This is a genomic window from Pyxidicoccus sp. M6 (assembly GCF_055568925.1).
On the sequence record NZ_CM145714.1, the window covers coordinates 9171063 to 9196399 of the forward strand.

A 25337-nucleotide genomic window follows, 5' to 3' on the forward strand; every position below is an offset into this window, starting at 1 on the left:
GCGGCTTTTTCCAGGGTAGGTGCGTGGCCGACGGATGATTCAGCGGGTCTGGAGGTCAGGTGGGTTCCTCGGAGGGGTTGACGGAATGGGTGCTGCGGGCGTCGCGAGGGGATGCGTCCGCCTACAGTGAGCTGTACCGGCGCTCGCGCCCCATGGTGGCGAGGCTGGTGGCGGGGTTCGCCCCGTTGGACCCGGATGAGGTGGAGGACGTCATCCAGGAAACCTTCGTCCGGGCCTTCCGGGCGCTGCCGCGCTTGAAGGAGGTGGGGGCCTTCGAGGCATGGCTCTTGTCCATTGCCCGAAACCGCGCGCGAACGCGGCTGGAGCGTAAGTCCAGCACGCGGCGGCTGGAGGACGATGTCGCGGACCCGGAGCCGGAGTCGGTTCCGCATATTCCTGAGGCGCTCCAGTTGGAGCGCGACATCGAGGTGGTGCGGCGGCTCATCGCGGAGCTGCCGGAGGGCGAGGAGAAGCGGACGGTGCAGCTCTTCTACATTGAAGGAGAGCTGTCCGCGCGTGAGATTGCCGAGAAGCTCGGCGTGGGAAAGAGCGCGGTGACGATGCGGCTGGAGCGGTTCCGCTCCCGCATCAAGCGCGAGTTGCTCCGGCGGGTGCTCGCCGGTCGGTGGGAGTGAGACGTGATGAGACACCTGAATGCCGACGCGCTGAGCGCCCTGGAACGCCGGGAGCCGGAGGCCGTCGCGTACTTCCGCGAGCACCTGGCCAACGCCTGTGACACCTGTGAGGAGTTCCTCGCCACGCACTCCAGCCCGGACGTGCTCGACGGGCGGGTGGACGCGCTGCTCCTGGGCATGGGCCCCACGGCGACGGAGGAGGCCCCGCTGGACGAGGTGGGCTTCGCGCGCGTGCGCCGCGGCCTGCGTCAGGGCCGGCCGGACGCCCGCCGCTGGGGAGTCATCGCGGGCGCCATCGCCGCCAGCGTCCTCGCGGTGGTGCTGGTGCCCCGCCTGCGCGCGCCCACGCCCATTGAGGACACCGGCCCGGCGTCGGACGGCATCAAGGGTCCGGGCGGCAACATCGCGCTGGAGCTGGCCGTGGTGGCGCGCGCCGCGGACGGCGGACTGAGGCGGTTGGACCCGGAGTCTCCGGTGGAGGAGGCGGACGTGCTGCTGCTCCGCTACCACGCCACCGAGGCCGGCACCGCCCTGCTCTTCCAGCAGCGGGACGGCCAGGAGCCCGAGCTGCTCGGCCGCTTCCCGCTCGAGGCGGGGACGCATGACCTGGAGGGGCCGCAGGGGCTGGCCGGCGTGAGCCTGGAGGGCGAGTCCGGCCCGGTGACGCTCTGGCTGGTGGGGGCGGCGGGAAATCAAGAGCCGGCGGCCGACGCGGTGCGGGATGTGTTGGTGAGTGGAAGCCCTGCCTGGGAACAGAACAGGCTCGCCGTGACTCGGTTCGACGTCAGCGTGGGAAGCAGTCAGAATCCCCGCTGACACATGACTGTGAAGCACCTCCTTCCCATCCTGCTGGCGGGCCTCGCCGCGTGTGCTGGCTCCACTTCCATGGAGAAGGGCGGCGTCGTGCCGCTGCGGCTGGATGAGGAAGCGCTGTCCAGTGCCTACACCCCCCGGCGCATGGCGCTGCTGGTAGGCATCTCCGAGTTCGACGACCCGCACTGGCGGGGCCTGCGCTACACGACGAAGGACGCCTCGGACCTGGCGGACGCGCTGAGAGACCCGGCGCGCGGCCGGTTCGACCAGGTGCGCGTGCTCACCCGCCCGGAGGAGACGACGCGCGCCTCCATCCTCGCGGCGCTGCGCCAACTGCGGAAGGAGGCACACCGCCCCGACGACGTCGTGGTGGTCTACTTCTCCGCGCACGGCACGCTGGCACGCGACAACCAGGGCGAGCTGCGCCGCTACCTCGTGACGCGCGACGCGTCCTACCGCGCCATTCCGCAGACGGCGCTGTCCATGGACGCACTGAAGGCGGAGTTCGACTCGCTGGCCAGCCGGCGCCGGTTGCTGGTGCTGGCCACCTGCCACAGCGGCAGCGGCAAGTCGCTGCTGCCCAAGGAGCTGGAGGCGGAGCTCGCCGGCATCAAGTCCGGCTTCTACGCGCGGCCGTTGGAGGAGTCGTCGCGCGCCTCGCTGGTGTTCGCCGCCTGCGACTGGGGCGAGACGGCGCGCGAGGACGAGGGGCTGCGCAACGACATCTACACCCACTTCCTCATCGACGGCCTGGGCGGCTCCGCGGACCGCAACGTGGACGGCGCCGTCACCGCCACCGAGGCGCATGACTACGCGCGCCGCCGCACCTTCGCCTTCACGGAGGGACGCCAGCGCCCGTCGGCGGAAATCCTGGAAGTGGGCGCGGACCCCGTCGTCCTGTCCGGCAGCATCTCCCGGGCGGGGCGGCCGGAGCTGTTCTCCTACAACCCGCGCCTGGACGGCTTCACCCTCAAGGTGGACGGGGAGACCCGCACGGACCTTCCCGGCGGCGCGGCGGTGGTGCCGGGCAAGCGCACGGTGGAGCTGACCAAGGGCGACTCGGTGCTGGTGCGGCGCGAGGTGCAGGTCAACGCCGGTGAGCGCCTCCCACTGGAGCGCCTGCTGTCGGAGGCCTTCCCGCAGCGCTCGCTGTCGCTGCTGGGCGGCATGTTCACCTTCGCGGATGCTCGCAGCCGCAACGAGTTGCTGCCCCGGGCGCCGGAAGTCGCGCTGTCGCTGCGGCTGGAGGACAAGCCGCTCCAGGACTGGGCGCTGCTCTTCGACGTGGCCTTCAGCACCGGGAAGCAGAAGCTGCAGGTGGCACCGGGCAGCGAGGTGCCCTTCGGCTACACCACCTTCACCGGCGGCGTCGCCCTGCCCTACCTGTGGCGCTGGGAGCGGGTGACGCTGTTCGCCGGCCCGCGTGTGGCCGCTCTGTACCTGGGGCGGTCTTTCGACGTGGAGGCCTTCGCGGGGAGCCAGAGTTTCTTCACGGCGAGCCCCGGCGTGGTGGGTGGCGTGGTGTGGCGGGTCGGTGAGCGGCTGGAGCTGATGTCGCAGGCCCAGCTCATGCTGACGTACGTGGTGGTGGATGGGCAGGGACAGGCCGTGGGCTTCACCGGCGGATGGGCCGGCGCGGGGTATCGGTTCTGATGCGCTCGACTTTCCACATCGCGATGGCCACGGTGCTCGCCCTGACGACGGGCGCGTGCGGCAACATCCGGAACGACCCGTTCCGCGTGGGCACCGTGCGCGGCCAGCTCACGGAGTTCGACGCCACCGTGGCGCTGGTGACCCTGGTGGGCCAGCCCGGTGTGCGCAGCGATGTGGATGAAGAGGGGCGCTTCGAGCTCAAGGGCGTTCCGGCGGGTCCGGCGGAGTTGTTCATCGTCGCCACGGCGGAGAAGGCCATCCGCGTCGGTGTCACGGTGCAGGGCGGCCAGTCGATTGAAGTGAAGGGCGTGGCGCCCAACGCCGCGGGCTTCCTCGACATGAAGGTGAAGGCCTCGCAGGGCGAGCGCGTGACGGGCGCGCAGGTGTCCGTGGTGGGCACGCCCTTCCAGCGGCTGACCCTGGACAACTCGGGGCAGCTGCGGGTGGGGCCGCTTCCGGACGGGTGCTACGACGTGACGGTCTCCGCCACGGGCTTCCCGCTGGCGCAGGCCCGAGGGTGCGTGGGGCCCGGGGAGAAGAAGGAGCTCAAAATCACGCTCGAGGCGGACCCGGAGTACGTCAACCGCGGCTGCGCGGTGACGGGCTGCGCGGACGGCCTGGTGTGCGCGCCCACCAACAACAAGTGCGTGGAGTGCTACGAGGACTCGCAGTGTGGCGCGGGCCTCTCCTGCAAGGGCTTCCGCTGCGAGGGCGCGGGCCCGCAGTGCGCCGTGTGCGACGGGGACTGGAAGTGCCAGGCGGGCACGAGCTGCCAGGACCTGCCCGAGGGCGGCGCGGCGTGCGTGGCGATGTGCGGCGAGGGTGTCGGCTCCACGGACGGCTGTGAGGCGGGCTTCACGTGCCAGGCCGGCCGGTGCCTGCCGGACGCGGCGCGCTTCGAGGGCTGCCATGCGCTGCTGGGGCTGAACACGCCCTGCGGCAGCGACGGCGCATGCCGGGAGCTGGGGCTGACGGACGGGCTCTGTGTGGACGGGGCATGCACCGTCCCCTGCACGTCGAACCGCGAGTGCCCGGGCTCGCTGCAGTGCCTGGACTCCGTTTCCGGCCGTGTCTGCCGGCCGAAGCACTGAACCGTGAATCCGCTGCCCCATCTCCGCGCCCGGCTGGTCCTGGCCCTCGTCGCCGCCGGCCTCTGGGCCTGCGACACGACGCCGGGCCCATCGCAGCCCGCGCCCAACGCCGCTCCCGTGCTGCGCATCCTCCGTCCGGAGGGGACGACGGCGGCGCTGCGCGTGGGCCAGCGCGTGGAGCTCGAGGCGGCCGTCGAGGACGCGGAGGACGGCGAGACGCTGGGCGAGGGCGTGCTGTGGGTGTCCTCTCGCCAGGGGCAGCTCGCCCGGGGCCGCAGCGCCACCGCCACCTTCCGCGTAGAAGGTGACACGACGCTGACGGCCACGGTGGTGGACTCGGGCGGCCAGGTGACGAGCGCGTCGCTGCACCTGAGCGTGCTGGGCCCGGGCGCCCCCGTCGCCACGGTGGTTCGCCCCGCGGCCGGCGGTGCCTTCAACCTGGGCGAGCCCCTCGACCTGGAATGCGAGGCCGTCACCATCGGTGGCGACAAGCTGACGGGCGGCGCGGTGCAGTGGACGTCCGCGCTGACGGGCCCGCTGCCCCAGGGAGAGACGGCGCGGACGACGCTGCGGGTGGCGGGCGAGGACACCCTCACCTGCACCGCGACGGACCCGGCCACCGGCGCCAGCACCTCCGCCACGGTGCGCGTCACGGTGCGCGCCACGCGGGCGCCCTCGGTGCTCATCACCCGCCCGGAGCAGGAATTGGTTTTCGTGAAGACGGGCGAGCCCGTGCCCTTCGCGTCCACCCTCCTCTTCCGCGCCACGGCGCAGGACTTCAACGCGGACAGTGGCGCGGGCAACCTGGACGGCGCCATCCGGTGGGGGCTGGAGCCGGGCGGCGTGGAGCTCGGCACGGGCGCCTCCGTGGAGCACACCTTCACCGAGCCCGGCGACTACACCGTGACGGCGCGCGTGGTGGATGGCCTGGGCAACACGGCGACGGACAGCGTCCGCATCAGGCTGGTCACCAACCTGCCCCCGTGGTGTGAAATCGAGGCACCGCTGGACAGCGCGCGCCTGCTGCGGGGTGCCACCAGCCTGCTGCACGGCCACTGCACGGACCCGGAGACGGGCGTGGCGCTGACGCCCACCTGGGCCTCCAGCACGTCCTCCACCCCGCTGGGCACCGGTGAAACCGTGGAGGCCGTCCTCACCGTGTCGGGCACGCAGACGCTCTCCCTGTGCGCGGTGGACCCGGAGGACGAGACGCTGCGGGGCTGCGCGGAGCAGCAGGTGCGCGTCATCGTCAACTCGGCGCCCACGGGCTGCACCATCCAGGCGCCGCGTCCGGCCGCCGTGGTGAATGCCGGGCGGCCGCTGACGCTGACGGGCTCGGCCACGGACGTGGAGGACCCGCAGGGCGATTTGCGCTTCGAGTGGACGTCTTCTCGCGACGGCGCGCTGGGAAGCGGCGCGAGCACCACCAGCAGCCGCCTGATGACGCCCGGCGAGCACGTGCTGACGCTCACCGTGACGGACCCCTGGGGCCTGGCCTGCAACGCCACCGTCACCGTGACGGTGAATGGGGCGCCGAAGGTGAGCGTGGATACCCTGCGCCAGGGCGCGACGAATTGCCTCGAGGAGCCGTGCCGCGAGGGCCAGTCGATTGTCGCCACCGGCGCCATCAAGGACGTGGAGTCGCCGGGCGCGCTCGCGAGGCTGGCGTGGCTGGACAGCCAGGGCAACAACGTGGAGATGGGCGCCGGCAACAACCCCATCGCCACCCTCACCGCGCCCGCCATGGGGCGGCACACGGTGGTGCTGCTCGCCGAGAATCGCGACGGCGCGGTGGGCCGGGCCGCGGCCTCCTTCACGGTGCTTCCCACCGGGCGCCCCCGACTGATGGACGTGGTGGCGGGCGACTCCGCCGTGGCGCTGGCGCTCTCCGGTGACTCGCTGCGCTTCGTGGACGGAGAGGCGTCCTCGGTGTTCAGCACGCAGCCTCCCGTGGGAACGCTGGGCGTGAGCGCGCCGGCCCGGGCGCTGTTCTCCCTGCGTGCCACGAGCGGCGAGGTGCTCTTCGTGGGCACGCACGGCGGCGGCGTGCACCGCTGCGTCGAGGGCACCTGCACGCGCTTCACGGGCGGGCCCCTGAGCGCCGGGGAGGACCAGGTGACGGCGGTGGCCGCGCTGGAGGCTCCGGACCTGCTGCTGCTGGGCACCCCGTGCGGCCTCGTGCTGACGCGCGCGAGCAACCCCTCCCTGGGCGGACGCGCCGGCACCGTCGTCGGACAGCGGCTGCTGGAGGGTCGCGAGGTGCGGCAGGTGGCCGTGGCGCCCATGTCCACGCCCTCGCGCGTGAAGGTCTGGGCGGCGACGTCCACGGGCCTGGCCGAGCTGACGGTGCAGGTGGGTGAAGGCTTCGAACCGGCGCTGGCCGAAGTCACGGTGGCGCTCCACGTGCCGCCCGAGGTACCGGACACGGACGTGCTGTCCCTGGCGGTGGGCCCGGAGGGACAGGTCTTCGCGGGCACGCGCCGGGGCTTCAGCGCGCTGGGCAGCCCCGGCCCCGCGCTCCGCGCCACGCCGTGGTCCCTGGCGGACGAGCAGGTGTCCGCGCTCCTCTTCGAGCGGCGCACCACGAGCAGCGGCTCACGCGACGTGGTGTGGGCCGGCACGAAGGGCGGGCTGGTGCGCTACGACGTGGCGTCGGACATCGTCACGCTGTTCGGCACCAACGAGGGCCTGCCGGACGCGGACGTGCGCGCGCTGCTCATGACGCCCGAGGGCGTCCGCTACATCGCCACCGCGAAGGGCGTGGCGAGCTACTCGGCACCGTAGAAGGCCGCCTCCGGCCCCTTGCGTCGGGCTTTCGGTGCGCCCGGAGCCTCCGCGCAAAATATGCATTTAAAATACATCTTCAAAGCGGGGCCGCGCGTCCACCGGGCCTGAGCCCCCGTGAAGCGGCGCAACTCCCAGTCAGTAGAAACGCGGCACCGCTGAAGGTGGCGGCGCCGAATCCAGGGCCCTTCTTCACCGGGCCTCCCTGTGCCGATGCCAAGGCGGGGAGATGGCATCCACGCGGAACGCGAATACAGCGCCGCCGCCTCGCCAAGAGCCCCTGTCCCCTTCCCACGTGCGAGGACGCCACGCTCGCGCAAGAAGCCGCGCGGAGGTCCTCTCCGGGCGCAGCACTTACGCCGCTGCGGCCGCGGGCCCGCAGGCCTTCCGAGCGAAGGGCCGCCACGCGTGAGGTGGCACGTGGTTCGCAGCCACTCCCGCCAATCCCACCCGGCAGGGCGCTCCCCGCCTCACGCCCCGTCCCCTTGCGTCCGCGCAAAGGAGTTGCACATGCACACCCGTCCCCTCTGGTGCATCGCCGCCTGCCTGCTGGTAGGCGGGGCCGTGGGGTGTACGCAGGCCGATGGCGCTCCTGGCGCCACGCCCCGCGCCGCCTCACAGTCCGCCACGGCCCGCTTGCCGGCGGACACGGGCGGCTCGGCGCAAGGCGACCTGGGCCCGCCGCAAGGCCCCCCGGTGCAGGCCGAGCTCACCTTCGCCCCCTCGGTTCCCGCTCCGCCGCGTCGGACGACTCCCGCGCGCGTCGTCGTGTCGTTGGAGGTCCTGGAGAAGGTGATGCGGATGTCGGACGGCGTCGACTACACCTTCTGGACGTTCGGCGGACAGGTACCGGGCCGCTTCATCCGCGTGCGCCAGGGCGACACGGTGGAGTTCCACCTGCGGAATCACCCCAGCAGCAAGATGCCGCACAACATCGACCTGCATGCCGTCACCGGCCCCGGCGGTGGGGCGACGAGCAGCTTCACCGCGCCGGGACATGAATCCCAGTTCACCTTCAAGGCGCTCAACCAGGGGCTCTACATCTACCACTGCGCCACGGCTCCGGTGGGCATGCACATCGCCAATGGCATGTACGGCCTCATCTTCGTGGAGCCGCCCGAGGGGCTTCCGCCGGTGGACCGCGAGTTCTACGTGGTGCAGGGCGACTTCTACACGGTGGGCAAGTACCGCGAGAAGGGCGTGCAGCCCTTCGACATGCAGAAGGCCATCGAGGAGAACGCGACCTACGTCCTCTTCAACGGCTCCGAGGGCGCGCTGGTGGGCGACAACGCGCTGAAGGCCCGGGTGGGAGAACGCGTGCGCATCTTCTTCGGCAACGGCGGCCCCAACCTCGTGAGCAGCTTCCACGTCATCGGCGAGGTGTTCGACCGCGTCTACACGGAGGGCGGCACGCGCTACCAGGAGAACGTCCAGACGACGCTGGTGCCCGCGGGCGGCTCGGCCATCGTCGAGTTCACGCTCGAGGCGCCCGGCACCTACGTGCTGGTGGACCACTCCATCTTCCGCGCGTTCAACAAGGGCGCGCTGGGAATGCTCAAGGTGGAGGGGCCGGAGCGCAAGGACGTCTACTCCGGCAAGGAGGTGGACTCGGTGTACCTCGCGGACAAGGCGGAGCCGTCGACCGCCGTCGAGGAGGTCACCCAGAAGCGCAGCCAGGGGAAGGTGTCCCTGGAGGAGCAGGTCGCGGCCGGAAAGAACCTCTTCGCGGGCACCTGCTCCGTCTGTCACCAGAACGAGGGCCAGGGACTGGCCAACGTCTTCCCGCCACTGGCCCAGTCGGACTTCCTGATGGCGGACAAGCGCCGCTCCATCGGCATCGTCCTCAACGGGCTGAGCGGCCCGGTGCAGGTCAAAGGCGCTACCTTCAACTCGGTGATGCCGCCCATGAGCCAGCTCAACGACGACGAGGTGGCCGACATCCTCACCTACGTCCGCAACGCGTGGGGGAACCGGGGCGACGCCGTCACGGCGGCGGAGGTGGCGGAGGTTCGCGCCACGACGCAGCGTCCCGCCGGAGCGGCGCATTGAGCCGGGGCAGGCGCGCGAGCGTGCTCGTGGCGGGGCTGCTGGGGCTCACCAGCCTCTCCGCCCACGCCGTACCCGCGCCTCGCGGCATGGTGAAGGTCGGCCCCGGAACGCTGCGTCCCGTCTATGTCCCCAGCCCCGCTGAGCAACGGGTACCGGTGGCGGCCTTCTGGCTGGACCGGGTGCCGGTGACGAACGGGCAGTTCCTCGCCTTCGTGCGCGCGGCCCCCGCCTGGCAACGCGGGGCAGTCCCCCGGCTCTTCGCGGACGAGGGCTACCTGCGCCACTGGGCGGGAGCGCTGCGGCTCGGGCCGGACGCCCCTCCGGACGCCCCGGTGGTGAGCGTGAGCTGGTTCGCCGCGCGGGCCTACTGCGAGGCGCGGGGGGCCCGGCTGCCCACGGAGGTGGAATGGGAGCTCGCCGCCGCGGCGAGCAGCACCGAGGTGGATGCACGAGACACGGAAGCCTTCCGTGAGCAGTTGCTGCGCTGGTACTCACGGCCCACGCCTCGCGTGCTTCCCCCCGTCGGCCAGACGGACGCCAATGTCTGGGGCGTGAGGGATTTGCACGGGCTCGTCTGGGAGTGGGTGCTGGACTTCGGCAACACGCTCGTCAGCGAGGACAGTCGGGAGGGCACGCCCCAGGGCAACTCCCGCTTCTGCGGCGCCGGGGCACTCTCCTCCGGGGAGAAGGGCGACTACGCGAGCTTCATGCGGCTCGCGTTCCGAGGCTCTCTGCAGGCGCGCTACACGACAGGCAACCTCGGGTTCCGCTGTGCGAGGGACCTGACGGAGGGAGCACCATGAGAAGACACATCCTCGCGGCCCTGATGACGCTCGCCACCGGAAGCGCAGCGGCGCCTCCGCCCCAGCAGCCGGGAGCCACCGCCGCCGGGCCCGTCACGGACCGCGCGCTGCCCGACTTGTCGCTGTACCTGCTGCCGACGGACTTCACGGACCAGGATGGCCAGGCCGCGCGACTGAAGGACTTCAGGGGGCAGCCGGTGCTGCTCAGCATGTTCTACGGCACCTGCCCCCTGGCCTGCCCGCTGCTCTTCGCGCGCCTCAAGCGGATCGAGGCCGCGATGGCGCCCGAGACGCGGGCGCGCGTCCGCATCGTGCTCGTCAGCCTGGACCCCGCGCATGACACCCCGGAGGCCATGAAGCGACTGGCCCGGACGCACGGGGTGGACTCGCGACGGTGGCGCCTGCTGCGCACGGACGACGCGGGCGTGCGGGACGTGGCCGCGGTGCTGGGCATCCGCTACCGCACCGTCCCTGGAGGGGGCATGAATCACGAGTCCGTCATCACCCTGCTCGACGCGGAGGGAGTCGTCGACACGCGGCTGTCCGGGCCCGACGTGCCGCTGGACGGACTTCAGGAAAGGCTCACCGCGCTCACCGGCGCCAGCACCAGCCCGTCGCGGGAGTAGCGCTCCACCGCGCCGCGCAGCTCCGCCTCGGGCATGCCGGTGGCCGCGGCCACGTCGGCGATGGCCAGGCCCTCCACCGCCATCTTCAGCACCAGCAGCGCGGGCGGCGTGGCCTCCACGTAGTACGTCACCAGCAGCTCCGGATGGCGCCACAAGAGCGCCAGCTCCTCCCCCGCTTCAGGCTCCGCTCTCGCGCCCTTCGCGCGCACGTACGCGCAGAGCCTGAAGGGGTGCTCCAGCACCGCCAGCGTGGGGTTCGGCGTCAGCCGGTCCACGCGCTCCGGAATGGCCGCATCGGAGGCGAACACCGCGAAGTCCGTCCATTCGAAGCGGGCCAGCGCGGGCACGAAGGCCGCCAGCCCTCGCGCCGCCGCCGCGTCCGCGACGAAGGCCGGGAAGCCCTCGGCCAGGTGGTTCAGCTCGTGGTGCCGCGCGGGCCGCGTCAGCGTGTAGCCCTCCACCAGCGCGCTCCACGCCTCCGGCCCCACCGTCCCGCGCACCAGGGGGAAGATCTTCTCCAGCACGCCGCGCACGTGTCCGCGCACGAAGTCGCCATAGACGGCCACGCGGCCGCGCTGCGCGTCCCAGCCGGGGTGCTCCGAGAACAACCGCTCCAGCGACTCCGCGCCGGGACGGGCGAAGTACGCGCCCATGCTGTCGAAGAAGTGCTTCAGCCCAGGCTTCATCGCTCCGCCACCTCCCGCAGCGCCGCGCGCGCCACGTCCGCCTCGTCCAGCACCGCGTCCATCGACGGGATGTCCTGGTCCCACTCGATGAGCGTCGCCACCGGGCCGGTGCGCTCCAACACGTACCGGTATAGAGCCCACACGTCGTCACAGACGCGGTCGCCGTGCGTGTCGATGATGACGTCCGGATAGCGCGTGTGCCCCGCGAGGTGCACCTGCACCACCCGCTCCAGCGGCAGCGCGTCCACGAAGGCACGCGCGTCGTACCCGTGGTTGAGCGCGTTGACGTAGACGTTGTTCACGTCCAGCAGCAGGCCGCAGTCCGCCTCCTCCACCACGTGCCGCAGGAAGTCCGCCTCGGACAGCGTGCCTCCCGGCATGCGCGCGTAGTAGCTCGGGTTCTCCAGCAGGAAGGGCTTCCCGACACGCGCCATGACTTCACGCACGCGAGGCACCACGTGCTCCACCACGGCCTCGCTGAAGGGCAGCGGCAGCAGGTCGTGCAGGTACACACCGTCCAGCCGCGAGTAGCAGAGGTGGTCAGAGAAGAATGGCGCGTCCACGCGCTTCACCAGCGCCGCCAGCCGCGTGACGTAGTCCACGTCCAGCGCGTCCGGCCCGCCGATGTCCAGGCCCACGCCGTGCGGCAGCACCGGCCACCGCTCCGCGCACGCGTCGAGGGTGCGCTGCGGACGTCCTCCCAGCGTGAGGAAGTTCTCCGGGATGATTTCCACCCAGTCGAGCGGGCGCTCGGTGCGGGGCAGCTCCTCGTAGAAGCTCCGCCGCAGGCCGATTCCCGCGCCCAGCGGCTTCAGCCCGTGTCTCTGCGCGTAGGTGGCAACCACCGGGACTCCTCCTCGGGAGGCAGGAACGACACGGGCGGCGGGAGCATTCCTCCCACCGCCCGGTGAGCACGAGGGCCGGTCTTCACCGGCCCCGGACTCGAGCGCGATTACTGCTTCTTCGCGCCGCCACACGAGCCGGCGCCGCAGCTGCCCTCGGAGCCCTTCTCCTGGGTCGCGGCCGGAGCGGCCTCCTGCTTCTGGCCAGAGCAGCCGCCCTCGGCGCCCTTGCCTTCGGTGGCCTTCGCGCCACAGCTGCCCTCGGCGCCCTTCTCGGCGGTGGCCGGCTGGGCCTCCGCGGACTTGGTGGACGCACAGCCGGTGGCCAGCGCGGACAGGGAGAGGGTGCCGACGATCGCCGCGAGGGTCTTGACGTTCATGGTGTTGCTTCCTTTCGACTGCTTTGGGGGGTGAACGACGGACTGCTTGCTACAGCTTGAACTGCGTGGAGCCCCAGGCGTCGACGGAGACCTCGGCGGTCTCCCCCACCTTGAGCACCAGCGCTTCCGTCCGCTTGATGCCGTAGGCCTCGAGCGGAATCTGGAACTTCGCGCGCACGCGCAGCAAATCACCGGCGGCGCGATTCTTCGTCTCGGCGGACTCCTTGAAGTACGTGGCCGTCACCTCCACCGGCTCCTCGCGGGTGACACCGTGCACGGTGAAGCGGCCCTTGCCCTGCACCTTCAGCGGCTTGCCCGGCTCCAGCGCGGCGGGCAGCGCCAGGTCGGCGAACTCGAAGACGATGTCCGGATTCTTCGCCGCGTCCAGCCAGCGATCATTCTGCAGGTGGCCGTCGCGCGTCTCGTTGCCCGTCTTGAGAGACTTCACGGGCACCTGGAACTTCCCGCTGGCCTTGTTGCCCTTCACCTCGATGCGGCCGCGGAGCTGATTGGACAGGCCGTTGATGACCTCCAGCGGCGCGTCCAGCATGAAGGCCACGGTGTCGCGGCTGTTCGGGTCGTTGAAGACGAAGGCCTGCGTCGTGGAGGCGGGCGTGGGCTCTGCGGCGAGCGCGGGAAGGGACAGCAGCGCGGCGAGCGAGAGGAGGCGGAGTCGCATTTCGGACCTCATTTACGGGTGTCGGAAGTTCGCGGATGCATCCGGTACGCAGCTCCCGTCCGCCGGTTACAGCCCCCGTCCCGCCTTTTTTCGTTCAGAACCCGGCGCCGCGGATGCGCCGGCCGTCCATCGCCTCACGCAACGGACTGTCCCGGGCCGGCACCAGCTTGACCGAGCCGCCCGAGTCAGCCCTGACACCGAGAGCTTCTAGCAGACCTTCCACTTCAGCAAAAGACGGCCTCCGGAGATGGCGCTCGAGCAGCGAGTCGAAGAGCGGTTGTCCCGCGACGGAGTCCACCGCCGCGCCGAATGCACCGAAGGTGGATGTGGGCCCGCGCTCCGCGAGCAGCTCGAGCACGTCCTCCAACTGGCGCTTGTTTCCAGTGACACGGCGCAATTCCACATCGAGATGCAACGCGAAGAGGGCACCCGTCCAATAGACGCCGAGCGAGTGGGGCCTGCCCGCCACGACTTCCTCCATCGTGCGCCCGCCTGACTGCGCGCGTCCGCGCGAGAAGCCGTCCACGAGCTCCTCCCACGCGCGCTCCGCGCTCTGCCGTCCCGAGCGAGCGCGCGCCACCTCCGTGAAGTACGTGGCCAGTCCCTCCGAGAGCCACGGCACGCGAGGAATGAGGACGGGGTGCGTGAGGTGCAGCATCTCGTGGACGGCGACCCAGTCGCGCGCGAAGGCGGAGACCTCCGTGTCGCGGCCGACGAGGATGGAGATGCTGGGTGGAGAGCTCCACTGCACCATGCCGAAGAGGCTGGAGCCGCGGCGCGCGGCCACGGGGATGACGCGCACGGAGATGCGCGGATACGGGAAGGCACGGCGCACGGTGCGCACTTCTTCCGCGGCCTGACGGAGCCACGCGCAGAGGTCCGCGTCGGTGAGGTGCGTGAAGGTTCCCATGATGCCGACGTCGAGCACGGCGTCGGGCAGCCGCGCCTGGCACCGGCGTCCTCCGAAGCCATGGAAGCCGGAGTCCACCAGGTCCTCGCCGCGCAGCCGATAGAGCCCGCCCTCCCCTGGTGTCCATGGGAGCAGTGCGTCCACGCCCTCGACGTAGAGCTCCACGCGCAGGTCCGGCGACACCACGCGCGGGCGGATGAGGTACTCGCGTCCGGCCACGTGGCGCGCGTCACCGTCGCCAATGCCGCCGAAGAAGTCCGGCCCGTGCTCGCGGATGCGCGCGTCGATGGCGTAGCGGTAGCGGAGGAAGCGCGTGCCGGACGGGAGGCTCACCGCGCCGTCGTGGACGGGCAGTGAGCGCAGGTCACCGTCGTCGCTCCAGACCTGTACGGTGTCCACACCGCCGGGCTCGCTGAAGAGGAACTCGCGAGGCGCGCCCCGCACGAGAACGACTTCGACATCGAGCGAGTGCTCGGGCTCGCGCACGTAGGTGATGTTGTAGCGGAGCGCCGCCGGGTCTCCCACGGGACGTGGGCGCGCGGACGTCTGACAGGACAGCGCGGTGAGCGCGAGGAAGAGCAACGCGGCTGTTCGCGCACGTACGAGCCACGCGTGTACCGAAGCCGTGGTGCCATCCCGTCTGCGTCCCACGCGTCACCTCGAAGCGCTTCGCCAGCGCACGCGAGAATACGCGAACGTGTCCGGCGACTCGTGACTGTGTCCGCCTCCACCGTCCGGACTACAGTCGCGCCCCATGCCCGTTCAAATCCGGACGCCCGATGGCGAGGCCACCTATCGCAACCTGGAAGATGTCCGTCAGGCCCTGTCGACCGGCATGGTGGAGCCCACGGACCAGATTCGTCTCTCGGAGACGGAGCCATGGCGTCCCGTGAGCGAAGTCGCGGGCAAACCCAAGCGGAGCGGCTGGAAGGACCACTATCACTGGTACGTCCTCGCATCCCTGGTGGTGGTCATGTTCCTGCTCGGCGCCGGCATGCTCCCGATACTGCTCGTCTCGGGCGCGTACGCGTCATGGCGGTACAGGAAGGGGCGAAGTACGCCACGCGGTGGCGCCATCCGGTGGTGGTGAGCCCCACCGCGACTTCAGGGTGACTTCTTCCCGGGTGCCGGAGCCGCCGCCTCCTCCGCGCCCTTCGCGTGCGCGATGAGGAACTCCCGCGCCGCCTCCAGGATTTCGTCCGACAGCGGCAGTCCCTTCGTCGCCCGGGCCAGCGTCATCGAGCCGATGAGGAACGTCACCGTCGCCAGCGCCCGCTTGCGCGCGGTGACGCCGTCCATGCCCGGCACGTGCTCCGCCATCTGCTTCGCCAGCCCGTCGATTCCCTCGGCGAAGACCTCGCGTGCCTCCGGCGTCCCGCGCGACAGGTCCGAGACAATCGCCGGCATCACACAGCCCGTCTCCATGTTGTCGCGGATGTTCCGGCTGAGGTACCGGTGCGCGAAGTGGCTCAGCCACTCCGCGCCGCGCAGCTCCTCCAGCCCGCCCAGCCACCGCTCGCCGTTGCGCTGGAAGAAGGCGCGCACGGCCTCCGCGAGGAGCGAGTCCTTCGACGCGAAGTGGGCATAGAAGCCGCCCACCGTCAGCCCCGCCGCGCGCATGACGCGCTCCACGCTCGCGCCCTCGAAGCCCTGCCTGCGGAAGAGGTTCTCCGCCGCCGTCAGGATTCGCTCGCGCGTGGCCTGCTTGTGCTCGGGTCCGTACCGCATCGGCTGGCGTCTCCTACTCGCGGCCTCCCGCCGCGGGGGGCCGGAACAGCATGCACGTGGTGGTGCCGTGGGCATACAGCTTCCCGGAGGCATCCGTCAGCTTCGCCTGCGCCGTGGCCACCCGCCCGCCCACGTGCACGACTTCCCCCGTGCACGTCAGCCGGCCCGTGTCATGGGCAATCGCCCGCACCATGTTCACGTGCAGCTCCAGCGTCGTGTACCCCGCGCCCACCGGAAGCGTGGAGTGCACCGCGCACCCCAGCGCCGAGTCCAGCACCGTGGCCGCCAGCCCGCCGTGCACCGTACCAATCGGGTTGTAGTGGTACTCCCCCGGCTCCACCACGAACACCGCCCGCCCCTCCGAGACCTCCACCGGCCTGAAGCCCATCAACTCCGCGATGGGCGCCCCGGGCACCTCGCCCCGGACGATGGCGCGCAGGTACTCCAGGCCCGACAGCGTCTTCGCCTTCGCCACGCCCTCTCGCGGGTCCCTCCACGTCACCGTCCGAGTCCGGCTCCCATCGCTCATCGGCACGACCTCCCAGATTGAATGATGGACGTCATTCCATAAGCCCCAGAAAGCGCTGGCTGTGACGTCACACGTGCTTGCACTGATTGGATGATGGTCATAATACAAAGCCCCATTGCGCGCACGTGCGAAACTGGGGTTTGGGTGGCCGGCCCGTTCAGTGCCCCACCCGTGCGGGGAGAACAAGGACATGCAGAAGCGCCGAGTCGCGGTGACGGGAATGGGGCTCATCAGCCCGGTGGGCACGGACATGGAGAAGAGCTGGGACGCCCTGGTGAACGGGCGCAGCGGCGTGGGCCCCATCACCCTCTTCGACGCGAGCAATCTCGACACCCGCTTCGCCGGTGAGGTGAAGGGCTTCGACCCGGAGGCCTACATCGAGCGGCGCGAGGCGCGTCGAATGGACCGCTTCGCGCAGTTCGCGGTGGTGGCGTCGGACATGGCCCTGAAGGACTCGGGGCTGAAGATCACCCCGGAGAACGCCGAGCGCGTGGCCACCGTCATCGGCTCGGGCATCGGCGGCATCTCCAGCCTGGAGGAGACGCACCGCAAGGCGCTGGAGAAGGGGCCGGACCGCATCAGCCCCTTCTTCATCCTGCAGATGCTCATCAACCTGGCGCCCGGCTACGTCACCATGCGCCACGGAATCAAGGGCCCGTCCTGGTCCACCAACTCCGCGTGCTCCACCGGCGCCCACGCCATCGGCGAGGCGATGCGCGGAATCCAGCGCGGCGAGTTCGACGCCGCGCTGGCCGGCGGCGCGGAGGCGCCCATCTCCATGTTGGGCATTGGCGGCTTCTCGGCGATGAAGGCCCTGTCCACGCGCAACGATGCGCCGCAGGAAGCCAGCCGTCCGTTCGACGTGGACCGCGACGGCTTCGTGCTCGCCGAGGGTGCCGGCATGCTCGTGCTCGAGGAGTGGGAGCACGCCCGCGCGCGCGGCGCGCGCATCTACGCGGAGCTGTCCGGCTATGGCGCCAGCTCCGACGCGCACCACGTCACCTCGCCCCTCCCCGAGCACGAGGGCGCCCAGCGCAGCATGCGCGCGGCGATGAAGGACGCGGGCCTTTCGCCCTCGGACATCGGCTACCTCAACGCGCACGGCACCTCGACGGACATCGGCGATGCGCTGGAGATGCAGGGCGTCGCCCGCGTCTTCGGCGATGCCGCGCGCAAGCTGGCCGTCTCGTCCACCAAGTCCATGACGGGCCACATGAATGGCGCGGCCGGCGCCGCCGAGGCCGTCATCTGCGTGCTCGCCCTCACGCGCGGCGTGCTCCCGCCCACCATCAACCTCCAGCGCAAGGACCCGCGAATCCTCGTCGACTGCGTGCCCAACATCGCCCGCGAGGCCCGCGTCGACGCCGTCATGAGCAACTCGTTCGGCTTCGGCGGCACCAACGTGACACTCGTCTTCCAGCGCGCGGACCGGTGAGCGCCACCTCGCCGCATCACCAGCTCTATCTTTGTAAACCTTGAAATCCTGTTTACTGACGCGCTGTGGACCGCATGTCGCAGTGCGCCAGTAAACCTTTGACAAAGTGCGGCAAAGGCCTGCTGGAGCCCACACGCCCATAGCCCGAAAGCATCGTGATTACATATGCTTACGGCCATTTCTACAGGGCTGTGGCGCTGGCGGGCACCTGTTCCGTCGCCCGCCCGACAGGGGTCCCCCCGGCCCAAAACGTTCATTGCAAATCGGTAAATCGATTTGCAAAGTGGACCCATGGCTCGGGAGCGTGAGGTCCAGCGCGATCCACGGGCCGTTGAATCGGCCATGAACGACAACGCACTGAACGCCAACGTGGGCCTGAAGCTCCGTGGGCTGCGCCTTGCACGCAACATCAAGCAGGCGGACGCGGCCAAGGACCTGGGGGTGTCCCCCGCGTACCTGAACCTCATCGAGAAGGGGAAGCGGGTGATGCCCTTCCCGCTGCTCTGGAAGGCCCTGCGCTATTTCGACCAGGACCCCGAGCAGTTCATGTCCACGCTGGGCGAGGGCCGCGTGGACGAGGCACTGGCAAAGCTGCTCGACGAGCCGCTGCTCAAGAGCCTCGACATCGACCCCGAGTCCCTCCAGTCGCTGTCCGCCGAGCCGAAGCTGGCCGGCACGGTGGCCGCGCTCTTCAACCTCTACAAGAACACGCGCACGCAGCTGGAGAACGTGCTGGCGCAGCTCAACGTGGAGGAGCGCACGCGGGCGCAGGGCGGCGCGCAGAACGGCACGGTGCCGGGCGTCCGCTTCGACTACTCGCCCTTCGACGAGGTCAGCGACTTCCTGGAGAAGCACCGCAACTACTTCCCGGAGCTGGAGGAGCAGGCGGAGGCGCTGCGCCGCGACGTGCGCCTGGAGCGGCAGCTCACCAGCGGCCAGCTCATCCGGCTGCTGGAGGAGCGCTTCGGCTACCGCGTCTTCTTCGACGACCCGGCGCCCAGCGGCTCGTCGGTGGTGCGGCGGTTGGACGCGGAGGAGAAGACGCTCACCCTCTCGCCCTTCCTCACCGAGCAGCCGCTGAAGTTCCAGATTGCGGCGTCCATTGGCCTGCTGGTCATGGACCGCGAGAAGCTGGTGGAGCGCATCCTCGGCGCGGGCCGCATGCGCCACGCGGAGACGGCGCGGCTCATCAAGGTCAACCTGGCCAACTACTTCGCCGGCGCGCTGATGCTGCCCTACGGGGACTTCTTCAAGGAGGTGCAGCGCACGCGCTACGACGTGGAGCTGCTCTCCAGCATCTTCGGCTCCACCTACGAGACGGTGGCCCACCGGCTCTGCAACCTGTCAGACCCGAAGCGCCCGGGCATCCCGTTCCACTTCCTGCGCGCGGACATCGCCGGCAACATCTCCAAGCGATACAGCGGCACCGGCATCCGCTTCGCCACCGGCGGCGGAAGCTGCGCGAAGTGGGCCGTGCACCTGGCCTTCCTCAACCCGTCCCAGATTACGCGGCAGTATTCCATCATGCCGGACGGCACGACGTACTTCTGCTTCGCGAAGGTGCAGCTGCAGCCCATTGAAGGCTCCATCGTGAAGGGCACGGCGTACTCCATCGGCCTGGGGACGCACGCGGAGAACGCGAAGTACCTCGCGTACGGCCTGCCCACCACGGACCTGCGCAAGGACGCGATTCCGTCCGGCATCTCCTGCCGCTTCTGCGAGCGCACGGACTGCAACCAGCGCGCGGCCGCCAGCTACCGCTTCGCCTTCGCCTTCGACGAGTACACGAAGAAGGACTGCTTCTTCTCGCCGCTGCTCGTCCACGAGCAGGGCGACAAGGAGCGCAACGGCCACCACGCCTCGGACCACGGCCATGCGCCTCCGCCGGGCGCGGCCGTGAATGGCTCCCATGACGCGCACGCGGCTCCCGTGAACGGGACTCACATGAGCGAGAAGGACGATTCGTTGGACAAGGCGTCCCGTCGCCGCAAGGGTGGCGACGCCTGAGGCCCGCATGCACCCGACCGACGAATCCCAACGCGCCCACATCCTCGACGCCCTCCAGAAGCAGAAGAACGCGCTGGCCTCGCTGCGCATCACCGGCTCGCCCACCGAGGTGGGCCAGGGGCTGGTGAACCTGGCGGAGCTGCACGGCCTCCTGGAGGACCACGCCGCGAGCCGCGAGTGCTACCAGGAGGCGCTCGGCCTCTTCCAGCAGGCGAAGTACAAGCCCGGCCAGGCGCAGGCGCTGCTCGGCCTGGGAATCGTGAAGGCGCACTTCGAGGATCACCGCGGCGCGGTGGAGCACATCGCCAAGGCCGCCATGCTCTTCAACGAGGCGAAGGACCGCGAGGGCGAGTCCCTGGCCCGCGCCTGCATCGGCGAGTCCCTGCGCTCCATGGGCCAGCCCGAGGCCGCCGAGGAGAAGTACCAGGAGGCGCTCATCCTCCTGCGCCAGACGCGCAACCCCGATCGCATCGCCCGGCTGCTGCTCGACATCGGCGACATCCGCATGGAGAAGGGCGAGTACGAGCCCGCCCGCAAGCGCTTCCTGGAGGCCATTCCCCTGCTGGAGCAGGGCGAGGACCCGGAGGCGCTCGCGCAGGGCCACCTGCTGCTCGGTGAGTCCGAGGGACTCCTCGGCAACCATGACGGCGCCCGCCCCCACCTGCTGCGCGCGGTGGAGCTCTACGAGGAGCTGCACGACCACGTGTACGAGGCCCGCGCCCGGTGGGACCTCGGCCTGTCCTGCTACTATCAGCAGGACTATGCCGCCGCCCGCGCGCAGTTCGAGGCGGTGCTGCCGCTCTACGAGGAGCAGGGCCGCGCGGACGAGGTCGCCAAGGTCCGCAACGTGCTGGCCCACTTCACCGCTCGCGGCGTCTGAAACGAAACAGCGCTCCTCCCCTGTTTCCGGGAAGAGCGCTTCGCCTGCTTCGAGTCACGTCAGGCCTGGATGCCCGCGCCCACGGCGATGGCCAGCAGGCCCAGCACGCCCGCGGCGATGACGGTGTAGCGCCACTCACCCTTGAGGCCGAGCAACGTGCCCGCCACCGCGAGGCGCGCCACCGGCGTCACCAGCAGCAGCGACGCCGCGCCCTTGCGCAAGAGGTCGATGGTGACGTGCACGTCTTCCGAGCGCGGCAGGGCCTCCAGTCCCAGCGACACCACGAACATGCCGCCGCTGAGCACCGCGCCGCCGCGCAGCACGCGGGCAATCCACCGGTCCCCCGCCACGGCCAGGTCCCGGCGACGCGTGCGCGTCTCCGGGACCGTATCGAGCCCGGGTTGTGTCACGGGCTCCGCATCCACCTCCGGCGCGAGGCCTTCCGCCTGCGCCGTGGGGACCACCACGTTGTGGGCGACATGCGCGTCCGCCAGCACCGCGGACACCACCGGCCCTTCTGCTCCGGCTGATTCCGGCTCGCTCACTTCACCATGCTCGGCCACAGTCCCGCCCCTCCCTTCCACAACATCTGTCCCGCCACCACCAGCAGAACCAGTGCGAAGAGCTTCTTGAGCACCGCGGTGGGCACCTTCGGCATCAGCCGGCTGCCCACGTACGCGCCGCACAAGACGCCCACCACCAATGGGGAGACCAGCGCCAGCTTCAAGTGGCCACGCAGCGCATAGGCGGCGACGCTCGCGGCGCCCGTCACGCCCACCATCATGTTGCTGGTGGCACTGGCCACCTTGAACGGCACGCGCATGCCGTAGCTCATCAGCGGCACCTTCAGCGGCCCGCCGCCAACGCCCAGCAGCGAGGACAACCCGCCCGCGATGAACGAGCCGGAGATGCCCAGCGGGTAGTTCACCGGGGTGTAGTCATCCAGCGTCGCGGGCTCCCGCCGTGGCGAGCGCAGCAGCAGCATCTGCAGGGACACGTAGAGGGTGAACAAGCCGAACACCACGGCCACCATCGCCGGGGCCACCATCGCCGCGACGAGCCCGCCGCTGACGGCGCCCAGCACCGTGGCCAGCTCCAGCGTGAGGCCGAGGCGGATGTCGCTGAGGTGGTTGTGCACGTAGCCCGCGGCCGCCGCGCACGAGTTGGCCACCACGCACATGAGGCTCGCCGGCACCGCCTCCTCGAGAGGAATGCCGAAGAGCAACACCAGCCCTGGGACGAGGACGATGCCTCCTCCAATGCCAAGCATCGCCCCGAGAGAGCCCGCGAGGCCGCCCGCCACCATGAGGAGTAGGACCGTCATTCCTCCACGAGGATAGGAGCGGTTCTCCGGTTCGGACAGCGGCATTCCCCCATGGGGAAAATGCTCGCCAGGATGCCTGCCCTGCGCGCGAGGAACTGTGTGTTGTCAGCCAGCGTTCATGGACGCTACGCGGCACACGCGCCGAGTGTGCCCTCGGGCAGCACCTCGAGGAAACGCGCGCGCGTGCGAGGCGTGAAGGTGCCCCGTGCCATGTAGACGTGCAACCTGCGCAACACTCCACGCGCCGACTCCAGCGCGCCCTCCACCTCCGAGGCGAAGTCGAAGGAGTCGTTGCGGTACAGCTCCTGGAAGGACAGGTGCTTGTACGCGGGCAGCGAGCGCATGCGCCCCATGGGGCTGGAGAGGAAGAGACCGGAGACGTACAGCCCGCGCACCCAACCGTCCACGTCCGCCTTGGACGGCGCCTGGCCCACGCGCTCCTGCGAGGACAGGCGCACCAGCTCGTAGATGCCGCGGCCGATGCCCCGCCACGGGAAGCCCGGGCTCTTCACCACCTGACACTTCTCGCGGATGCGCGGCGTGCCGAGCAACTCCACGCCGTGCAGCTCACGCAGGTAGAAGAGCGTCTGCGCCCACTCGATGTCGTGGTGGGCGTCGCGCGCCTGCTCGCCGCGGCGGCGGTGGCGGGCCACCAGCCGGTCCACCACCGGGTACAGCCGCCGGTCCAGGCACAGGTGCGTGAAGTAGCCCGCCAGGAGCGCGAGCCCCGCCTCGTTGCCCACCAGCGCACCGGCGGCCACGAGCTCCGCCATCTTCAGGCCGAAGCCCACCGGCGCGCGCTCGTGGTACAGGCGGGCCCAGGGAGGCGCCTCCCGCTCCGGCAGGAAGGCGGACAGTCCCCCTCGCACGCCTTCACACAGCGGCAGGTCCGGCAACGCCGCGCCGAAGCGCGCATACGGAAGGTCCTCCGCGAGCGCGCGCACCCAGTCCGCCGGCAGGTCGCCGGGATTGGCGGACATCCGTTCGATGGCGGTCAGATGCATCAGCAACGTGGGCATGCCCCACACGGTTATCCAGTGGCCGAAAGCATTGCAATGCTCGAATGAAATCGAGCGCTTTGCGCTCGACAGGGCGGGCGTTACAGTCCGCGACCTCCAGTATCCCCTTCCATCCGTTCAGGAGCTCATCGGCCCATGAATTTCAGCTTCGTCTCCGGCGACGCAACGAAGGCGAGCGGCGAGTTGCTCGTCATTGCCCTCTTCGAGGGAGAGCTGGGAGACACCGCCCCGTCCTCGCTGGCCGCGGCCGACTCCTCCCTGGAGGGACGCCTGCGCGGCGCCGCCGCCCAGGAGGGCTTCAAGGCCAAGGCAGAGCAGTCCTTCCTCATGCACACGCATGGCCGCGCCACCGCGGAGCGCGTGCTGCTCCTGGGCCTGGGCAACCGCGCCCGCTTCAACCCCGAGGTGCTGCGCCTGGCCGCCGGCCGTGCGGTGAAGACGGCGCTGCGGCTGAAGGTGGGCTCGGTGGCCTTCGCGCTGCCGGCCACGGACTCGGCGGAGAACGCCGTGCGCGCGGTGGTGGAGGGCCTGGGGCTGGGCGCCTACAAGTTCGACAAGTACAAGTCCTCCGCCCGCGAGGAGAAGAACCCCGCCCGGGTGGCCAAGGTCGCCCTGGTGCTGCCCGACGGCACCGAGAAGTCGAAGGGCCTGGACGAAGCGCTGGCGCTCGGCAGGCGCGTGGCCGAGGCCACCAACTGGGCGCGAGACCTCGTCAATGAGCCCCCCAACGCGGTGACGCCGACGGTGCTGGCCGAGGCCGCGCGGCAGGCGGCGAAGGAAGGCGGCCTGCAGGTCACCATCGGCGGGCGCAAGGACATCGAGAAGCTCGACATGGGCATGTTCCTGGGCGTCACCGCCGGGAGCGCCGAGGAGCCGCGCCTCATCCACGTCGTCTACACGCCGAAGAACGCGCGCGACGCGAAGCGCCCGCCGCTGGCGCTGGTGGGCAAGGCGATTACGTTCGACTCGGGCGGCCTGTCGCTGAAGCCCACCGAGGGCATGGTGGAGATGAAGACGGACATGGCGGGCTCGGCCGCGGTGCTGGGCGCGATGAAGGTCATCGCCGCGCTCAAGCCGCCCTTCCCCGTGCACGCCTTCATCGGCGCCTGCGAGAACATGCCGTCCGGCACCGCGTACAAGCCGGGTGACATCCTCACCTCGCGCCTGGGCAAGACGGTGGAAATCACCAACACCGACGCGGAAGGCCGCCTCGTGCTGGGGGACATCCTCACCTGGGCCGTGGAGCACAAGCCGTCCGCCGTCATCGACCTGGCCACGCTGACGGGCGCGTGTGTCATCGCGCTGGGCAACTACATCGTCGGCGCCTTCGGCGAGCACGACGGCGCGGTGAACGAGGTGCTCCAGGCCGCGCGCACCGCGGGCGAGGAGATGTGGCGCATGCCGGTGAGCGAGCTGCAGAAGGACGCGCTGCGCTCCGAGGTGGCGGACATGAAGAACTCCGGCGAGCGCTGGGGTGGCTCCATCAACGCGGCGCTGTTCCTCAAGGAGTTCGTCGGCGACACGCCGTGGGTGCACCTGGACATCGCCGGCCCGTCCAACAGCCCCAAGGAGCGCGGCTACCTGAGCAAGGGCGGCACGGGCGTGGGCGTGCGCACGCTGGTGGAGTGGGTGCGGCTGCGCACGGAGACGCAGGCGGCCAACCCCGACGCCTACGAGCTCCCCGCAGCGCCCGCCGCGAAGGCTCCGAAGGCCGCCAAGGGCGCGCGCAAGTCGGCGCGCTCGTAACACGGTTGTGGAGTCCGGGTGCGCCAGCACGGGCGCCCGGGCAGGAATGCGCGACTACCGGCGCGACGCCTGGGGCATGGTGGCCGGAGCCACACCGGGCCCGGGCAGCGGACGGATGCCTTCGATGATGGCATCCACGTTCTGGGTGACGTCCGCGGACGCCTCCGCCGGCCACGTGGCCAGCATCATCAGCACGCGGCCCGGCCGGCCCTCGCGCACGGCGACGCGGCCCAGCACCGAGTCCCCCACGGAGAAGCTGAAGCCCACCGCGTTCTCCGACAGCGGAATGGGCACCGGGTCCGTGGTGGTGAAGCCGGGCTGCTGGCGCAGTCCCTCCGTCAGCCGCTCGGCGAACTGCGTGGGCGTCGCCACCGCCGGAGCCACCTGCAGCACCACCTGCGCGCCGGACGTGTTGTGCCGGAGGATGACGGGAATGGAGAGCCCCTCCGGAGTGCGCTCGTTCGTCTCGTCGAGCTGCCAGTCCGCCGTGGGCCGGATGATTTCGAAGCCCAGGTCCTCGTCCACGTAGCGGCGAGTGGTGGAGTGGCCAGCGCTGCCCGAGCCGCCCACGCCCCGCGCCTCGCCCACGGCCTCCTTCCGGGAGTCCTTCACCGCCGCGCGCGAGCCGCCACAGGCCGAGCTCAGCACCAGCAGTCCCCACGCCAGCTTCCGCATCGCGCCCATGTCGCTCGTCCCCCGCCGCAAAGGCCGTGGACGC

At 70.6% G+C, this 25337-nt stretch carries 24 protein-coding genes; 13 read left to right on the forward strand and 11 right to left on the reverse strand.

The window, feature by feature from the left end; translation table 11 throughout:
- Positions 1-59 precede the first annotated feature (59 nt).
- The 8 genes from ACVTJA_RS35900 (at position 60) to ACVTJA_RS35935 (ending at position 10454) form a co-directional block, all read left to right on the forward strand.
- A complete protein-coding gene (locus tag ACVTJA_RS35900) occupies positions 60-635 on the forward strand; it encodes an RNA polymerase sigma factor (protein WP_465826562.1) in 576 nt (191 codons plus the stop codon).
- Positions 636-641: 6 nt separating this feature from the next.
- Entirely contained in the window at positions 642-1451 is an 810-nt protein-coding gene (locus ACVTJA_RS35905) for a hypothetical protein (RefSeq protein WP_465826565.1), read from the forward strand.
- A gap of 9 nt (positions 1452-1460) precedes the next feature.
- On the forward strand, positions 1461-3101 hold the full coding sequence (locus ACVTJA_RS35910; RefSeq protein ID WP_465840602.1) for a caspase family protein: 1641 nt from the start codon (positions 1461-1463) through the stop codon (positions 3099-3101).
- Complete coding sequence (locus tag ACVTJA_RS35915; protein WP_465826569.1) at positions 3101-4192, forward strand: carboxypeptidase-like regulatory domain-containing protein; 1092 nt, start codon at positions 3101-3103, stop codon at positions 4190-4192. Before ACVTJA_RS35910 ends, ACVTJA_RS35915 begins: the two co-directional genes overlap by 1 nt.
- Before the next feature lie 3 nt (positions 4193-4195).
- Positions 4196-6976: a PKD domain-containing protein gene (locus ACVTJA_RS35920; protein ID WP_465826571.1), complete on the forward strand. Its 2781-nt coding sequence runs from the start codon at positions 4196-4198 to the stop codon at positions 6974-6976.
- A gap of 510 nt (positions 6977-7486) precedes the next feature.
- Positions 7487-9025 (forward strand): copper-containing nitrite reductase, encoded by a 1539-nt coding sequence (gene nirK, locus ACVTJA_RS35925; protein WP_465826575.1) that lies wholly within the window; start codon positions 7487-7489, stop codon positions 9023-9025.
- Entirely contained in the window at positions 9022-9828 is an 807-nt protein-coding gene (locus ACVTJA_RS35930) for a formylglycine-generating enzyme family protein (RefSeq protein WP_465826578.1), read from the forward strand. Before nirK ends, ACVTJA_RS35930 begins: the two co-directional genes overlap by 4 nt.
- Positions 9825-10454 (forward strand): SCO family protein, encoded by a 630-nt coding sequence (locus ACVTJA_RS35935; RefSeq protein ID WP_465826581.1) that lies wholly within the window; start codon positions 9825-9827, stop codon positions 10452-10454. The genes ACVTJA_RS35930 and ACVTJA_RS35935 overlap by 4 nt, the downstream gene beginning before the upstream one ends.
- On the opposite strand, the gene ACVTJA_RS35940 is transcribed toward ACVTJA_RS35935, so the two are convergent.
- The 5 genes from ACVTJA_RS35940 to ACVTJA_RS35960 form a co-directional block, all read right to left on the reverse strand.
- Entirely contained in the window at positions 10400-11140 is a 741-nt protein-coding gene (locus tag ACVTJA_RS35940) for an HvfC/BufC family peptide modification chaperone (protein WP_465826583.1), read from the reverse strand. The genes ACVTJA_RS35935 and ACVTJA_RS35940 overlap by 55 nt on opposite strands.
- Positions 11137-11985: an MNIO family bufferin maturase gene (gene bufB, locus ACVTJA_RS35945; RefSeq protein WP_465826585.1), complete on the reverse strand. Its 849-nt coding sequence runs from the start codon at positions 11983-11985 to the stop codon at positions 11137-11139. The genes ACVTJA_RS35940 and bufB overlap by 4 nt, the downstream gene beginning before the upstream one ends.
- 107 nt (positions 11986-12092) lie before the next feature.
- On the reverse strand, positions 12093-12362 hold the full coding sequence (locus ACVTJA_RS35950; RefSeq protein WP_465826588.1) for a hypothetical protein: 270 nt from the start codon (positions 12360-12362) through the stop codon (positions 12093-12095).
- Between the two features lie 49 nt (positions 12363-12411).
- Positions 12412-13041 carry a YceI family protein gene (locus ACVTJA_RS35955; RefSeq protein WP_465826590.1) on the reverse strand — a complete coding sequence of 210 codons (630 nt, stop codon included), beginning with the start codon at positions 13039-13041 and terminating at the stop codon, positions 12412-12414.
- Between the two features lie 94 nt (positions 13042-13135).
- A complete protein-coding gene (locus ACVTJA_RS35960) occupies positions 13136-14602 on the reverse strand; it encodes a M61 metallopeptidase family protein (protein ID WP_465826593.1) in 1467 nt (488 codons plus the stop codon).
- A gap of 103 nt (positions 14603-14705) precedes the next feature.
- Between ACVTJA_RS35960 and ACVTJA_RS35965 the strand changes: the two genes are divergently transcribed.
- Positions 14706-15041, forward strand: a complete 336-nt coding sequence (locus ACVTJA_RS35965) for a hypothetical protein (RefSeq protein ID WP_465826595.1) — start codon at positions 14706-14708, stop codon at positions 15039-15041.
- A gap of 14 nt (positions 15042-15055) precedes the next feature.
- On the opposite strand, the gene ACVTJA_RS35970 is transcribed toward ACVTJA_RS35965, so the two are convergent.
- Both ACVTJA_RS35970 and ACVTJA_RS35975 read right to left on the reverse strand, forming a co-directional pair.
- Entirely contained in the window at positions 15056-15679 is a 624-nt protein-coding gene (locus tag ACVTJA_RS35970) for a TetR/AcrR family transcriptional regulator (RefSeq protein WP_465826597.1), read from the reverse strand.
- A 13-nt stretch (positions 15680-15692) separates the two neighbouring features.
- Positions 15693-16208, reverse strand: coding sequence for a PaaI family thioesterase (locus ACVTJA_RS35975; protein ID WP_465826600.1), 516 nt, complete (start codon positions 16206-16208; stop codon positions 15693-15695).
- Positions 16209-16398: 190 nt separating this feature from the next.
- On the opposite strand from ACVTJA_RS35975, the gene fabF reads away from it, so the two are divergent.
- From fabF to ACVTJA_RS35990, 3 genes are all read left to right on the forward strand, one after another.
- Positions 16399-17643 carry a beta-ketoacyl-ACP synthase II gene (gene fabF / locus ACVTJA_RS35980; RefSeq protein WP_465826603.1) on the forward strand — a complete coding sequence of 415 codons (1245 nt, stop codon included), beginning with the start codon at positions 16399-16401 and terminating at the stop codon, positions 17641-17643.
- Between the two features lie 342 nt (positions 17644-17985).
- Positions 17986-19650 (forward strand): helix-turn-helix domain-containing protein, encoded by a 1665-nt coding sequence (locus ACVTJA_RS35985; RefSeq protein WP_465826605.1) that lies wholly within the window; start codon positions 17986-17988, stop codon positions 19648-19650.
- 7 nt (positions 19651-19657) lie between these two features.
- On the forward strand, positions 19658-20530 hold the full coding sequence (locus tag ACVTJA_RS35990; RefSeq protein ID WP_465826608.1) for a tetratricopeptide repeat protein: 873 nt from the start codon (positions 19658-19660) through the stop codon (positions 20528-20530).
- Positions 20531-20589: 59 nt separating this feature from the next.
- On the opposite strand, the gene ACVTJA_RS35995 is transcribed toward ACVTJA_RS35990, so the two are convergent.
- The 3 genes from ACVTJA_RS35995 to ACVTJA_RS36005 all read right to left on the reverse strand — a co-directional run bounded on the left by ACVTJA_RS35995 (position 20590) and on the right by ACVTJA_RS36005 (position 22873).
- A complete protein-coding gene (locus ACVTJA_RS35995) occupies positions 20590-21036 on the reverse strand; it encodes a hypothetical protein (protein ID WP_465826612.1) in 447 nt (148 codons plus the stop codon).
- Positions 21037-21071: 35 nt separating this feature from the next.
- On the reverse strand, positions 21072-21854 hold the full coding sequence (locus ACVTJA_RS36000; protein WP_465826615.1) for a sulfite exporter TauE/SafE family protein: 783 nt from the start codon (positions 21852-21854) through the stop codon (positions 21072-21074).
- A gap of 125 nt (positions 21855-21979) precedes the next feature.
- Complete coding sequence (locus ACVTJA_RS36005) at positions 21980-22873, reverse strand: hypothetical protein (protein WP_465826617.1); 894 nt, start codon at positions 22871-22873, stop codon at positions 21980-21982.
- 135 nt (positions 22874-23008) lie between these two features.
- Between ACVTJA_RS36005 and ACVTJA_RS36010 the strand changes: the two genes are divergently transcribed.
- Positions 23009-24619, forward strand: coding sequence for a leucyl aminopeptidase (locus ACVTJA_RS36010; protein ID WP_465826620.1), 1611 nt, complete (start codon positions 23009-23011; stop codon positions 24617-24619).
- A gap of 54 nt (positions 24620-24673) precedes the next feature.
- On the opposite strand, the gene ACVTJA_RS36015 is transcribed toward ACVTJA_RS36010, so the two are convergent.
- Complete coding sequence (locus tag ACVTJA_RS36015; RefSeq protein ID WP_465826623.1) at positions 24674-25303, reverse strand: hypothetical protein; 630 nt, start codon at positions 25301-25303, stop codon at positions 24674-24676.
- Positions 25304-25337 lie beyond the last annotated feature (34 nt).